Source organism: Streptomyces sp. GbtcB7, from assembly GCF_019091445.1.
Classification (GTDB): Bacteria; Actinomycetota; Actinomycetes; order Streptomycetales; family Streptomycetaceae; genus Streptomyces; species Streptomyces mirabilis.
This window is the reverse complement of the sequence record NZ_JAGXJM010000020.1, coordinates 164,855-177,109: the sequence shown is the minus strand read 5'-3', so window position 1 is coordinate 177,109 and position 12,255 is coordinate 164,855. Positions and strand designations below refer to the sequence as shown.

14 protein-coding genes and 1 pseudogene are annotated in these 12,255 nt (G+C 69.0%); 10 read left to right on the top strand and 5 right to left on the bottom strand.

From position 1 onward, the window contains the following. Positions 1 to 31: 31 nt before the first annotated feature. The 3 genes from KVT44_RS58460 to KVT44_RS30345 all read left to right on the top strand — a co-directional run bounded on the left by KVT44_RS58460 (position 32) and on the right by KVT44_RS30345 (position 2,282). Positions 32 to 673, top strand: coding sequence for a hypothetical protein (locus tag KVT44_RS58460; protein WP_308314152.1), 642 nt, complete (start codon positions 32 to 34; stop codon positions 671 to 673). Next, positions 670 to 1,431, top strand: a complete 762-nt coding sequence (locus KVT44_RS30350; protein WP_229889349.1) for a GAF and ANTAR domain-containing protein — start codon at positions 670 to 672, stop codon at positions 1,429 to 1,431. The genes KVT44_RS58460 and KVT44_RS30350 overlap by 4 nt, the downstream gene beginning before the upstream one ends. A 134-nt stretch (positions 1,432 to 1,565) precedes the next feature. Further along, entirely contained in the window at positions 1,566 to 2,282 is a 717-nt protein-coding gene (locus KVT44_RS30345) for a GAF and ANTAR domain-containing protein (RefSeq protein ID WP_099921549.1), read from the top strand. 483 nt (positions 2,283 to 2,765) lie between these two features. On the opposite strand, the gene KVT44_RS30340 is transcribed toward KVT44_RS30345, so the two are convergent. Next, positions 2,766 to 3,029 carry a hypothetical protein gene (locus KVT44_RS30340; protein ID WP_190172579.1) on the bottom strand — a complete coding sequence of 88 codons (264 nt, stop codon included), beginning with the start codon at positions 3,027 to 3,029 and terminating at the stop codon, positions 2,766 to 2,768. Between the two features lie 297 nt (positions 3,030 to 3,326). On the opposite strand from KVT44_RS30340, the gene KVT44_RS30335 reads away from it, so the two are divergent. From KVT44_RS30335 to KVT44_RS30315, 5 genes are all read left to right on the top strand, one after another. Continuing rightward, a complete protein-coding gene (locus KVT44_RS30335; RefSeq protein WP_075031744.1) occupies positions 3,327 to 3,683 on the top strand; it encodes a PRC-barrel domain-containing protein in 357 nt (118 codons plus the stop codon). 105 nt (positions 3,684 to 3,788) lie between these two features. Continuing rightward, complete coding sequence (locus tag KVT44_RS30330) at positions 3,789 to 3,959, top strand: hypothetical protein (RefSeq protein WP_180292923.1); 171 nt, start codon at positions 3,789 to 3,791, stop codon at positions 3,957 to 3,959. A 191-nt stretch (positions 3,960 to 4,150) separates the two neighbouring features. Further along, complete coding sequence (locus KVT44_RS30325; RefSeq protein WP_217570073.1) at positions 4,151 to 4,765, top strand: DUF5994 family protein; 615 nt, start codon at positions 4,151 to 4,153, stop codon at positions 4,763 to 4,765. Positions 4,766 to 5,020: 255 nt separating this feature from the next. After that, the gene (locus KVT44_RS30320; protein WP_217570071.1) at positions 5,021 to 5,632 is read left to right on the top strand and encodes a DUF5994 family protein; all 612 of its coding nucleotides are present in this window, start codon (positions 5,021 to 5,023) and stop codon (positions 5,630 to 5,632) included. Between the two features lie 21 nt (positions 5,633 to 5,653). Further along, positions 5,654 to 5,926 carry a hypothetical protein gene (locus KVT44_RS30315; protein WP_217570069.1) on the top strand — a complete coding sequence of 91 codons (273 nt, stop codon included), beginning with the start codon at positions 5,654 to 5,656 and terminating at the stop codon, positions 5,924 to 5,926. 92 nt (positions 5,927 to 6,018) lie between these two features. Here KVT44_RS30315 and KVT44_RS30310 read toward each other — a convergent pair whose 3' ends face one another. Continuing rightward, the gene (locus KVT44_RS30310; protein WP_217570067.1) at positions 6,019 to 7,260 is read right to left on the bottom strand and encodes a PP2C family protein-serine/threonine phosphatase; all 1,242 of its coding nucleotides are present in this window, start codon (positions 7,258 to 7,260) and stop codon (positions 6,019 to 6,021) included. A 362-nt stretch (positions 7,261 to 7,622) separates the two neighbouring features. Next, entirely contained in the window at positions 7,623 to 8,360 is a 738-nt protein-coding gene (locus KVT44_RS30305) for an SDR family oxidoreductase (protein ID WP_217570065.1), read from the bottom strand. Between the two features lie 93 nt (positions 8,361 to 8,453). Here KVT44_RS30305 and KVT44_RS30300 point away from each other — a divergent pair, with 93 nt between their 5' ends. After that, the gene (locus KVT44_RS30300; protein WP_217570063.1) at positions 8,454 to 9,353 is read left to right on the top strand and encodes a LysR family transcriptional regulator; all 900 of its coding nucleotides are present in this window, start codon (positions 8,454 to 8,456) and stop codon (positions 9,351 to 9,353) included. A 70-nt stretch (positions 9,354 to 9,423) separates the two neighbouring features. On the opposite strand, the pseudogene KVT44_RS58455 reads toward KVT44_RS30300, so the two are convergent. Then, positions 9,424 to 9,534, bottom strand: a pseudogene (locus KVT44_RS58455) (excisionase family DNA-binding protein); the annotation flags it as partial. A gap of 323 nt (positions 9,535 to 9,857) precedes the next feature. On the opposite strand from KVT44_RS58455, the gene KVT44_RS30295 reads away from it, so the two are divergent. After that, positions 9,858 to 10,916: a zinc-dependent alcohol dehydrogenase family protein gene (locus KVT44_RS30295; protein WP_217570061.1), complete on the top strand. Its 1,059-nt coding sequence runs from the start codon at positions 9,858 to 9,860 to the stop codon at positions 10,914 to 10,916. Between the two features lie 685 nt (positions 10,917 to 11,601). Here KVT44_RS30295 and KVT44_RS30290 read toward each other — a convergent pair. After that, complete coding sequence (locus KVT44_RS30290; RefSeq protein ID WP_217570059.1) at positions 11,602 to 12,255, bottom strand: TetR/AcrR family transcriptional regulator; 654 nt, start codon at positions 12,253 to 12,255, stop codon at positions 11,602 to 11,604.

Below are 12,255 nucleotides of genomic sequence, written 5' to 3'. Positions count from 1 at the left end.
ACGGCAGCCCCGTGGAAACGAGAAGCCCGGCGTGAACTCCGGAGCGGACCTCGGAGCGGACCCGGGAGCGGCCGCGGTGCGGATGCGCCGGGTGAACCGATGGCTCGTGGAGGACATCCGCGAGGATCTGGGGAATCTGTACGAGGACTCCTGCGCGACGGGATCCGGAAAGGCATACCGTCGTCCCAGCCGCCAGGACTTCCTGAACCAACTGACGGGCCACATCCGCCGACCGGGATTCGCCATGGTGATCGCGGAGACGGACAGTCTGACGGGGTGCGCCTTCGGGTACCCCGTACTCAGCGACGGCCGCTGGTGGCTCGGTTTCGACGGCGCGCTGCCACGCACCATTGAGCGGATCACCAGGTCCAGCAGTGTCTTCGCGATCAGCGACACCCTGGTCCGCCCGCACCCGCAGGACCAGAAACTGGCCCACCGTCTGCAGGAGAAGCTGCTGACCGACCACCAGGCGACCCTCGGCGCCACCTTGGTGGATCAGGCCGACCGCCCGACTCTCGACTCGCTCCACTCCTCGGGATGGCTGGACATCGGAGGGGTTCGGAGGCCGACGAGCCCCACCACGTTCCGTGCGCTGGTGCTCCCCCTCGGGGAACGGACCACGGCAAGGCTGGAGGGTCTTGCGCACGAAGCCTGGATACGGTGGCCCAGGTGAGGTCCGACAACCGGTCGGCCCGGATCCAGGTACTGGTCGCCGAGCAGGCGGCCCGGCGGGGTGCCCGGGTCGGCGTGGTGGACGTGTGCACCGCGGCCGTGGCCGCACTGCCGGTCGGCGGGGCCGGACTTTCCGCGATGTCCAGATCTGCGGCCAGCCATCCCTTGTGCAGCACCGACGACGTCAGCGAGCAGTTGGAGGAGCTCCAGCTCACCTTGGGCGAGGGGCCTTGCGTGGATGCCTTCACACAGGGTTCGGCCGTACTGACGCCCGATCTGCTCGCCGCCGAAGTGCAGGACCGCTGGGCCGTGTTCGCCGACGCGGCCCTGGAAGCCGGGGCACGCGCCGTCTACGCCTTCCCTCTGCAAATGGGTGCGATCAGCCCCGGAGTTCTGGACCTGTACTCCCAAGTCCCGGGCAGGTTGAGCGCGGAGGAGCTGGCCGACGCGTTGGCTTTCGCCGACACCGCCACTCTGGTCCTGCTCGACTCCCGGATCGACGGGGAAGAGGACCTGGCCGGCGGATGGTCGGCGGACGGACGATACGAGGACCTGGGCGCGTACCGGACGGAGATCGACCAGGCCACGGGCATGCTCACGGCCCAGCTCGGAGTCGGTGCCGAAGAAGCCTTCGTCCGGCTGCGCGCCCACGCCTACGCCAGAGGACGCCGCCTCGCCGCGGTGGCCGCCGACGTGGTCGCCCACCGGCTCACGTTCCCCCCAGGCGCGGACACGGATCGGACCGACGATGAAGCCTGACACCTTTGCCGGGCCAAGAAGCGAACCAAGAAACCGAACGAAGAGAGCCGGACCAAGAAACCGGACAAGGACATGAGTTGCGCTTCCCGCCCCTTCATCCGGGCCGGGATCAGTCCCGACGGAGGGTGTGCACGATGAATCAGCGACTCCTGGCCAAGACCTTCGTCGAGCTGGCGGACAACCTGGTCGCCGACTTCGACCTGATCGATTTCCTGCGCCTGCTGACCGACCGCTGTGTGGGCATGCTCGGCGCGAGTGCGGCAGGCGTGCTGCTCGCGGACCGCGACGGCGAACTCCGCGTCATGGCCGCCTCCGACGAACAGGTGCGCCTGCTGGAACTCTTCCAGCTGCAGAACGACGAAGGGCCCTGCCTGGACTGCTTCCGCACCGGCGCACCGGTGATCGTCGCCAACCTGAGCGGGGAGGCCGACCGCTGGCCACGCTTTGTCGCGGCAGCCCACCGCAGCGGGTTCGGGGCGGTCCAGGCCCTGCCGATGCGTCTACGGGACGAGGTCGTCGGAGCCCTCAACCTCTTCCACGCCACCCCGGGCCCCTTCGATCCGGACGCCACGCCGCTCGCCCAGGCCCTGGCCGACGTCGCCACCATCAGCCTGCTGCAACAACGCACCGCGCACCGCAGCACCGTCCTCAACGAGCAACTGCAGAGCGCGCTGAACAGCCGCGTCCTGATCGAACAGGCCAAGGGAAAGCTCGCCGAACGCCGGGGCATCGACATGGAACAGGCCTTCACCACACTGCGCGGCTACGCCCGTGCTCACAACCGGCGCCTGTCCGACCTGGCCCGCGCGTTCATCGACGACTCCGAAGCCCTCCCCGGCCTGAGGTCCTGACCAAGGCCACGACCGGTCAGCGGCAGCTCCCGGACTGTGGTTCACGGGCTTGTGGTCCGCAGACTCCGCTTTCCGGTCCGGACGGCCGCCGCCGATGGTGTTCGGCGGCGGCCGTGGTCGCGAGGACGCGAGGCCCCCCGGCCATCGTGTCCTCGCGCACTGCCCTCCGCGGCGGCGGGGTGGCGGGAGCACCCCGAGTGGAAAACGCCAGGAGGACGGAAGCTGGAGCCGCCTGCTCTGGCGATGCGGCTCCGGCCGGCCTGGATTGCGACTCGGGGGCTGGGAGCCTGGGTGGGGGACTTGCCGGTTCCGTCGATTCCTGACACGGACGAAGTCCCGCCTGCCTTGCTCTGACCGTAGAGCACATGCACGACGAGCGGAACAGGCATGACGTACGCGTTCTGGCCTCGATGCCGCTTCGGAACGGACCTGGCAGGAGCAGCCGGCCACCGTTCGCAGGCGACGCCGGCGGCACTTCATCGGTCACCCCCGGCGCTCGCGGTCCCGCCGGTCCTCACGGTTCCAGCGCGCTCGGTGCTGACGGCTGTAGCGGCGATCCCAGCGGTCCTGACGCTCCCGGCGGTCCCGATAGTCCTGGTACTCACCGAAGTCGGACCCGCCGCCGCGGCCCCGGCGGCCGTAACGGGTGGCTCCGAAGACCAACACAGCCGCGGCGACCCACCAGATGGGATTGAGGAAACCGAAGCCGAACAAGACCACGATCAGGACGAGAAGCAGAACGAACACAGCGGGCCTCCCCGGGAGCAAAACACAGCATCGGTACCGGGGACTGGGGCCTCACCCCACAGCGTAGTCCTGCCCGAAGACTGCCGATAGTGCGCAACAGATGCATCTACTACCGGACATCGATGGCTACTTGGCACCTATTGAGGAATTGCCGGGAACAATCACCGAGCGCAGTATCATTGGTTTTGGGCCGGTTCACTCTCACGTGCAACCGCCCGGAAGGGCGGCTCCGGCGTGTTTGCGCCGGAGCCGTTGAATCATGCCTCGTGAGGGTGCCGAGCCCGGAAGGGAGAGGGCATGATCCAGGCAGCCGATATCCGTGAGTGGCGCGATCACAATGTCGTGGACCCGAAGGGGCGCAAGATCGGCGTGCTCGAAGCGATCTATGTGGACACCACCACCGACGAACCCGCCGTGGCCACCGTGCGAACCGGACTGCCCACCCGCCAGCGCCTGGTTTTCGTCCCCCTCGACGAGGCGATCCTCGGTCCGGACTACCTCAAGGTCTCCTACGCCAAGAGCCTGGTGAAAAAGGCTCCTTCGATCGGCACGGACGACATCCTGCCCGCCGAACAGGAGAAGGGGATCTTCCAGCACTACGGCATGACCTACCAGCCAGGCGTGAAGGGCGAACGCCAACTCGCGCGCCGCTGAGCGACCGCGCCCCGTCCCACTCAGTCCGGTCTGGTCCAGCCCAGTCGGGTCCAGCCCAGTCGGGTCCAGCCCAGTCGGGTCCGGTCCAAGGAAGGCGTTCAGGCGATGGTGCTCTTCCTTCTCCTCGTCCTCGTGGCCGTTGTCCTCGGAATCATCGGAGTGGCAGCCGAGGGCCTGGGATATCTGCTGATCATCGGCATCGTGCTGCTCGCGGCCGATGTGGCCATCGCCTACGCCCGATGGTCCCGGCGCGCCGACCGTCGCCCCATCCGCTGACGGCGGGCAACGGGCGACCGCACGTCCGGCACGCCGTGGAATTCGCGCCACCGTAACCGTCCATCGGACCCCGGCCAGGAGTATCCTGACGATACCGAGGGTACTTCGTACACCGGCTTCGATGCCCGTGCCGTCCCCGGCGATTCACGACACCGGGCCGGTTCTGGCCGGCCCGGGGCAGGGTTCGCGTGATGGCCGCAACCACGTTCGACAAGCCCGCGGTCGAAGACCGGACCACCTCCTCGTCACCGCCACCTCTCCGGCTGCGGCTGGCGCCGCCCGGCACGGCCCCCGCCCTGATCGACGGCGCATGGTGGCCACGCTCCCGCGACCTGACGGCCGAACTTTTCGCGCTCACCGCCGTCCTGGACCCGCTGTGGGGGCGGATCACCCACGTCACCGTGAACCCCACGTTCTGGCCGGTCATCCCCCGCAGGGTTCCCGTCCAGGGCCATGTGGTGAAGGTCGGCTGGTTCGAGGCCGAGCAGGACCCGAACAAACTGCTGCTGCTGTCCTACACCGCGGGTCGCTGGGACCTCCTGGTGATCCCACCCGAGACCGACGACGTCACGGCCGCCCGGCTGATGACCGCCGCCGCGGATCCCGCACGCAGCCTCACGGCAAGCGGCCTGATCCAGGAGGCCGAGCTCTTCCGCATCGCCGCCGAGGCCGAGGCCGCCGCATGGGACTCGGCCCGGGAAACGGTCTGGGACTCCGAAGGCGGACACGACGCCCGCCGCACCTCCTCGCACCGCCCCGCGGGGGCCGCCGACGACCGCGTGGCGATTCCGACGGCAGGCATGTGACGGGCATGACGGACGGACCTGCCCGGTGCGTGATGGCGCGGTGCGCGGTGCCTGATGGCGCGATGCGTGATGGCGCGATGCGTGATGGGCGGCGTTCGGAACCGGTGCCTCGTCGCGGCCCGTTCGACGTACCGCGGGAGTAGCGTGGAGCCATCGAGAGTATTTCGCACACCGGCCGCCATGCCGGCGTCGTTCTCGGCGAGTGACGACACCGGGCCGCCGCCCCAAGCAGCGGCCGGGAGACAGGTGCGCGCGATGTCCGCGACCACCGACCGACCCCCGCTGCGGATCGTGCCCTTCAGGGCTCCGACCGCTCGCCTCGCGCTGAAAACCGTGAGCACGTCCCGAGGACTTCTCGACGGTGCCTGGTGGCCCCGCTCCCGGGACCTGACAGACGAACTCTCCGCCCTGGCCGACGTACTGGACCCCCTGTCCGGACGGATCACCCGGATCGCCGTCAACGCGACGTACTGGCCTGCCATCCCGAGCAGGGTTCCCGTCAACGGATACGTGGTGAAGGTCGGTTGGTTCACGACAGAGCTGGACCCCCACAAGATCATGCTGCTGTCCCACACCACGGGCAGCTGGAACCTGCTGGTGATACCACCGGAGACCGCCGCCCCGGCAGCCGTTCGCCTGATGGCCGCCGCGAGCGACAGCGCCGGCCCTCCGACGACCGCGAGCGCGCTCATGGCAGCGGAACACGCCCTCCACGGCAGTTCCATGACCGTCCTGGACCAGGGTTCCGAGGAAACCTGGGAGAACGGGGATGACACCTCCCCCTACCGGGCAGCTGCCGCCCGGCCGTGCCGCCTGATCACGGCGAACGCAGGTTCTCCTGACAAGGCCCGGAGTAGAGTGAGATGACAGGCACGAGTGGCGGCAATCATGGCAACACTGCGCGAGCGGAAGAACTACCGCGAAGCGATCATGAAAACGCTGTACGAGGCCACGGAAGGCAATCGCCTCCTCGGCGTCAGCGGGGCGAGGCTGCGTGACGACCTCCAGGTCCCTGAGCAGGATCTGGCCGCGGCGTGCGCATATCTGGTGGGCGAAGAGCTCATCACCGTCGACTGGGCGCAGGGAAACACACCCGCGATGGTTATGTTGACGCATCGAGGGATCCGGCTCATGGAGGCCGAGGAGGAGGAACGCGGCTGACGCGATCCGGGGCCGGTGCACTCTTATGGTGTGGAAGGCCCGTTGGATTCAGGGCCGGCGGATGCCGATGCCGGCCACGTTCGACTGTCGGCTCAGTCCAGGACGGCGAGGTGATCAGCCGCGCCCCCGCGCCATTCGATCAGGAAGAGGGTCGCGTCGTCGCTGGTGCGGCCACCCCGTTGCCGCTTCAGGGCGTGGGAGATTGCGCGCACCACCGCTCGTACGCCCTTCTCTCCGTGTTCGATGCGGTTGACCCAATGGATGAGCTGTTCCTCGCCGAACTGTTCTTCGCCGGCCTCGTGCTCCTCGATCAGGCCGTCGGTGAAGCACAGCACTCGGTCGCCGCGTTGGAGCATCTGCTCACTGATCTGGGGATCTTCACCGCCGAAGCCGACCGGCAAGGTGGTCGGGCCTGCCAGTTGCCGGACGACCCGGTGGTCGCGGATCAGCAGCGGTGCGGGGTGGCCGGCGTTGACCCACTGCAGGTGACCCGTCGCGGTGTTCAGACGCATCATCTGCGCGGTGACGAAGTGGTCGGGCCCGAACTGCCCGGCGATCGCCCGGTCCATGAACGCGTAGATCTCGGACAGGCCGATATCGGATCGCCGGGCGTGCCGGTAGGCCCCGACGGCGACGGTCGCCATCGTGGCGGCGTCCAGACCGTGGCCCATCGCATCGACCATGGCGACGTGCAGGATGTCTTCGTTGAGGGCGTAGTCGAAGCTGTCGCCCGCGACGTTGTAGGCGGGCTCCAGGATTCCGGCGACCGCCACCTGCGGGATGGACATCGCCAACGGCGGCAGCAGGGACCACTGGATCTCCGCGGCCACGCTCATCGGTTCACGGCGCCGGGCGAGGAAGAACTGGTCGGTGTAGCTGTGCTTGGTGACCAGCATGTCGGCGACCAGGCCGGCGAGCCTGCGCAGCAGCCGCCGGTCGTCGTCATCGACGGTGTCCAGGGTGAGGGCCATCACGCCCACCTGGTCGCTGCCGTCCAGCAACGGCAGGTACATCCGGACGCCGTCGGCCTGCGGCACCTCGGCGATGGTCGCGTACAGGAAGGCCGTGCCGGCGGGAGAGTCGTCGATCGGCTCGGGCTCGCCGACCATCAGCCGCCGACCCGGTAGTGGCACCAGCACCTGCTGGCCGTAGTCCTGCAGCAGGATCGAGATGTCTCGGCCACCGACCCTGGCCACCTCTTCCGCGATCAGCGGGGCGATCAGCTGCGGCGGCATCTCGTGTGCCCGGTCCAGCAGCACTCCCAGCAGCCGTTCACCGAACCCTTCCGACCGGTCCACCGTGCCCTTGTCGGGCGGCCGCTCACCTTCCGCCACAGCCGAACCCCCGCACCGGCGTCTTCAAAGCCTCGGCCACCGTCTCCCTGCTCATCTCGTGCCGCGGATCCAGCGACCACCCCGACGTCCTCGGGTCCATCCGGCGGCCACGGCGGATGCGCTCGACCCGCTCACGTGATCTGTACACACGAGCTCCTGACACGGCCGTGATCAACCCGCACAGAGTGACGCGGCCGACCAACCCACAGAGCCCATTACGCCACACGCGGCATGTCACACACGGTCAGGACAGATGGCTCTCCATGTCGTTGGGACGCCCACAGGGTGTGCGTTGTGGCGGATGCTCCACGAAACGGTCGGGCGGTCGGAGGAGGTCCTCGGCGTCACCATCGAGGACGGGGTCACCAGGGGATGACGCCGTCGTCCTCGAAGAACGAACCGGTCGGGCCGCCGTCGGGCAGTGTGGCGAGCCGGATCGCCGTGGCCGCGCCCTGCTCGGGAGTGCGGGGTCCGTGGAAGCCGGTGAAGTCGGTCGCGACCAGGCCCGGGCAGGCGGCGTTGATCAGTATGTTCGTATCGGCGAACTGCCGGGCGTACTGCACGGTGACGGCGTTGAGGAACGACTTCGACGGCGAGTAGGCCGCCATGACGGGGCCGATCTCGATGTCCGGGTCCGCCTGCCGGGTCAGGGAGGCGACGGCACTGGAGACGTTGACGATGCGTGGCGACGTCGAGCGCCGCAGCAGCGGCAGCATCGCGTTGGTCACCCGGATGACACCGATGACGTTCGTCTCCACGACCGTGCGGACCACGTCGAGGTCGAGCGTGGTCGGGTCCTGCACCCACCCCGGCCCCGTCTCTCCCGAGATGCCGGCGTTGTTGACCAGGACGTCCAGGCGCCCGGCCTGCCGTTCGACCAGTTCCGCGGCATCGGTGACGCTCTGGTCGCCGGTCACGTCCAGCGGCACCGCGAACGCGTCCACCCCGGCGGCGCGCAGCTTCTCGACGGCACGCTCGCGCCGGGCCTCGTCGCGGGCTCCCACGCCCACGCGGTGCCCGAGGGCGCCCAGCCCGGTCGCGATCTCGTACCCGATTCCCTTGTTCGCGCCGGTCACCAGCGCGATCTTCGTTTCGCTCATGCCGTTGATGTTCGCTCGCGGACGAGCGGTGCATCCAACACCGATACGGTGTCCTGTCATACCTGGTAGGTATCACCGAGGTATCGTGCGGCCATGGACACCTTGGAGACCCGCGAGTTGAGGTACTTCGTGGCCGTCGCCGAGGAACTGCACTTCGGCCGCGCCGCCGAGCGCCTCGGCATGGCCCAGCCACCGCTGTCCCGGGCGATCCAGCAGCTCGAGCGGCGCATCGGCGTCTGTCTGCTGGAACGTAACCGCCGCGGCGTCCGTCTGACCGGCGCCGGAGAGGTGCTGCTGCACGAGGGCCGCGCAGCCCTCGACGCGACCACCGCCGCCGCTCGCCGCACCCGTCGCGCCGGTGGCGCCGACAGTCCGGGTGGCCCCCGCAATCGCCTGGTGCTGGCGGTGAAGGCCGCCGGGTCTCACGAGCTGCTGCAGAAGCTTCTCGACGCCTACGCGGCCGAGCCCGACGCCGCCGAGATCGAGGTGCTGCCGTGCGGCATGTGCGAGCAGGAAGGGATACTGCGCGACGGCCGCGCCGATGTGGCGCTCATGCACGCGCCGTTCAACTCCCTCGCCGGGTTCGACAGCGAGGAACTGATGACCGAGGGGCAGATCGCCATCCTGCCCGCCGGGCACCCCCTCGCCGCGCGCAAGACTCTGTCCCTGGCCGACGTCAGCGACGTCCCCGATCTTCCGCTCGCCCGCTGGGCCCGCCACGGCACGCACCCACCCGGCCCGGGCCCCGAGATCCACGACCAGACGCAGCTGGCCCAGCTGATCGCCCTCGGACGCACCGTGGCCGTCTTCCCCGACTCCGCCCGCGCCTGGCTATGGACCGAGCACACCGCCGTCCCCCTGACCGACGCACCCCCCGTCGTCACCCACATCGCCTGGCCCGCGCACAGCCGCTCCCTCGCCCTCGCCGGGCTGATCCGCACGGCCACACAGCTGTGCCGAGCTCGTGGGTGGAGTACTCGCCGAAGCTCATGATGTGCTCGGTCAAGTACAGAGGCCCGACCGGGCGCGCCGTCGCTTCCCGAGCTGAGAGTGCGAGTTCGATTCTCGTCACCCGCTCGTACCGGATGCGCCGCTCCTCGATCAGCCGCCGAGGGAAGCGAGCTGTTGTGCCGAGCAGCGCGGCGACCTGGTCCACGGACAGGCTGGATTGCAGAGCCTGTCAGTGGCGCTTAGCGTGATGTCGGGGACTCCAGGGGCTCGCGGGTGCGGTGCGTGCGGTGGACTTGGCAGGGCGCCCGGGGTCCAGTCCATCGAGGTGAACCCATCTGGCTCACATGATCATGCCGGGCGAGTCGGTAAAGGCCCCGGAGGGGACCTGACGCCGATGACGCTCTGCGCACGGGCCTGCTCCGTCGAGAAATAGAAGTCCGGAGCCTGGTCGCCGACGAGGACGCCACCACCGGCATTGTTCCTGTCCAGAACGCCCGCCGAGTTCGTCGGGCGCTGAGAGACGAAAGGTCACTCATGCCACGAACCATGCGCGCGCTCGTAGCCGGAAAGGTAGGCGAGCCGGCCGATGTCCTGCGGCTGGAATCCCGTCCTGTTCCCACGCCAGAAGCCGGTCAGGCATTGATCCGCGTGAAGGCGACTCCGATTCACGCCAGTGATCTGCACGTGCTGCGTGGCCGCTACGGTTTCTCCCCCGAGTTTCCCACTGTCGGGGGTCACATGGAATGCGTGGGCCGTATTGAGGCCCTGGGATCGGATACCGAGGGACTGAAGATCGGCGAGCGCGTGGTGGCCGTTGCTGTCCCGGCGGTACCCGGGCCGCATGTGGCCGGCACTTGGCAGGAATACCTTGTTGCCGATACACGAAGGCTCCTGCCGGTCCCCGATCATCTGAGCGACTCCAGCGCCTGTCAGCTCGCCGTCAACCCGTTGACCGCGCTGCTCCTGGTGACTCGCGAACTCGACGTACGGCCGGGTGAATGGTTGTTGCAGACGGCCGCGGGCTCCACCGTCGGCCGGCTCGTCATTCAGCTGGCCAGGCATCTGGGTATCCGCACGATCAATGTCGTGCGGCGGCGCGATGCCGTCGAGGAGATCAAGGCGCTTGGTGGTGACGAGGTCATTTGCACTGAGGACGAGGACCTGTTGCAGCGTGTGGCCGAGATTGCGGGATCGGCCGACGTGCGCAAGGCCATCGACTGTGTCGCGGGCCATGTGGGTGCCCAGGTGTCCCAGGCATTGGCTCCGGGAGGAGAGGTCGTGGTCTACGGCGCGCTCTCCACCCATCGGCAGACCGACCCGGCAGCGCTGACGATCCCGCTGTCGGCACGCTCGCTCATCTACGAGACCAAAGCAGTCCGCGGCTTCTGGCTGAACCGCTGGTTCGGCACTGCCTCACCTGCGGATGCGCTGCGCGCGCTGTCCGAGGTTCGCAGTCTCGTCGCTGATGAAGTGCTGAGCATCCCCCAAGGCGAGCCGTTCCCGCTCGAACGCTTCACTGAAGCCATCGCGTTCGCCGAAGCACCCGCACATGGCGCCAAACCGCTCTTCGTCTTCGAGGACGGCCGGGCCGAAGACGACAGGTAGGACGCGGCCCGGCCGGTGCCGGTGCCAGCGGCGGCGGCGGTGCGGCTGCGGCGGGGCTAGGGCCTGTCCGGCGGATCAGGTCGGAGGAAAGTAACGGCGCCTCATCAGCGCAGGTGAGCGGGGTCTGGTGCGTCCACCTGCAAGGCGGAGGAGGGCGTCGACGCGGTGGGGGTCCCCCCTGCTCGAGCGAAGCCGAGAGCTCGGGGGAGTCGGCAACCGACGACAACGCCGCTGGGGGCACCCCCTGCTCGAAGAGCTTGGGGGAGGGCGTGCCAGACCCCGCGTCTCCGGCATGATCCGCCGGACAGGCCCTAGGCCGCCGACGCCCGCGGTGCCGCCCAGCTCGGGCAAAGCTCACCGCTCGGCCAACCGGACCAGGGGCATCAGGCCGGCGTCCGCGATCGGGTTCGGCTCGTCGAACGCGGCCGAGACCACGGCAGAGCAGTGCGCCCTTCCGGTCGCGGAGTCCACTTGAGCGACCGTGCGACGGCCGGGAGGCGGTCCCGGGTGCCGTCGGCGGATCGACGCCGGAAGCGCTAGTAGACCGCCTGCCACCGCGGGTACGCGCCGGGCAGTGGCCCGCCGGGCATCGCCGTTACGCCTGGACGGTTTGCGGATGCCTTCACCTCTCCTCGCCAAGTGAACGGCCCCGCCCCCACCCCTTCGCAGCGGATGTGGTGGGCGCTCACCGCTCCGGGGGCGGAGGGGGCACGAGCGTGGCAGTGAGCGTGTCGGCCAGCCATTTCTCGTACGTGTCGGCAGACCAGCCCCGTCCTGCTGTGAGCTGGGTGTACAACTGGGGGCCTGCCAGGGCCCAGAAGACGTCCGCCAGGTGGGCCGGATCCTCCTCCGGCCCCAGCGCGCCGGTCTCGTCGAGGTGTGCGACGAAGGCGGTGACGCCGGTCAGCCGTTCCCGCTCAGCGGTCTCCAGGACTTCTCCGACGTCCGGACCGGCCTGGGTCAGCAGGGCGAACAGCGCGGCGACCCGTTCATGGATTCCCCGCGCGTACGCGGCGTAGAGCCGGAGCTTGGCACCCAACTCCCTTGTCCCCAGGATCTCTTGCACCTGGGGGCGGTCCCCCATGGGAACCGGTTCGTCGTCCCCGGCCAGCGTGATGTCCCACAGGGCCTTGACCATGCCCGGCTTGCCGCCGAACGACTTGTACACCGTCTCGGCGGAGACACCCGCCCGCTCGGCCACGGCACGCACGGTCGTGGCGTGGTAGCCCTCCTGGAAGAGCAGCTCACGGCAGGCCGCCAGCACCGCGGCGCGGTTGCGGCGCGCGGCCTCGCGCCGGCCCTCGGAGTTGTAGGACCGACGTGGCGTCCCGTCTGCCAT

Coding starts and splice junctions, on each gene's coding strand:
- KVT44_RS30345 (WP_099921549.1), top strand. CDS start 1,566: ATGAATCAGCGACTCCTGGCCAAGACCTTCGTCGAGCTGGCGGACAAC.
- KVT44_RS30335 (WP_075031744.1), top strand. CDS start 3,327: ATGATCCAGGCAGCCGATATCCGTGAGTGGCGCGATCACAATGTCGTG.
- KVT44_RS30330 (WP_180292923.1), top strand. CDS start 3,789: ATGGTGCTCTTCCTTCTCCTCGTCCTCGTGGCCGTTGTCCTCGGAATC.
- KVT44_RS30325 (WP_217570073.1), top strand. CDS start 4,151: ATGGCCGCAACCACGTTCGACAAGCCCGCGGTCGAAGACCGGACCACC.
- KVT44_RS30320 (WP_217570071.1), top strand. CDS start 5,021: ATGTCCGCGACCACCGACCGACCCCCGCTGCGGATCGTGCCCTTCAGG.
- KVT44_RS30315 (WP_217570069.1), top strand. CDS start 5,654: ATGGCAACACTGCGCGAGCGGAAGAACTACCGCGAAGCGATCATGAAA.
- KVT44_RS30305 (WP_217570065.1), bottom strand. CDS start 8,360: ATGAGCGAAACGAAGATCGCGCTGGTGACCGGCGCGAACAAGGGAATC.
- KVT44_RS30300 (WP_217570063.1), top strand. CDS start 8,454: ATGGACACCTTGGAGACCCGCGAGTTGAGGTACTTCGTGGCCGTCGCC.
- KVT44_RS30295 (WP_217570061.1), top strand. CDS start 9,858: ATGCGCGCGCTCGTAGCCGGAAAGGTAGGCGAGCCGGCCGATGTCCTG.
- KVT44_RS30290 (WP_217570059.1), bottom strand. CDS start 12,255: ATGGCAGACGGGACGCCACGTCGGTCCTACAACTCCGAGGGCCGGCGC.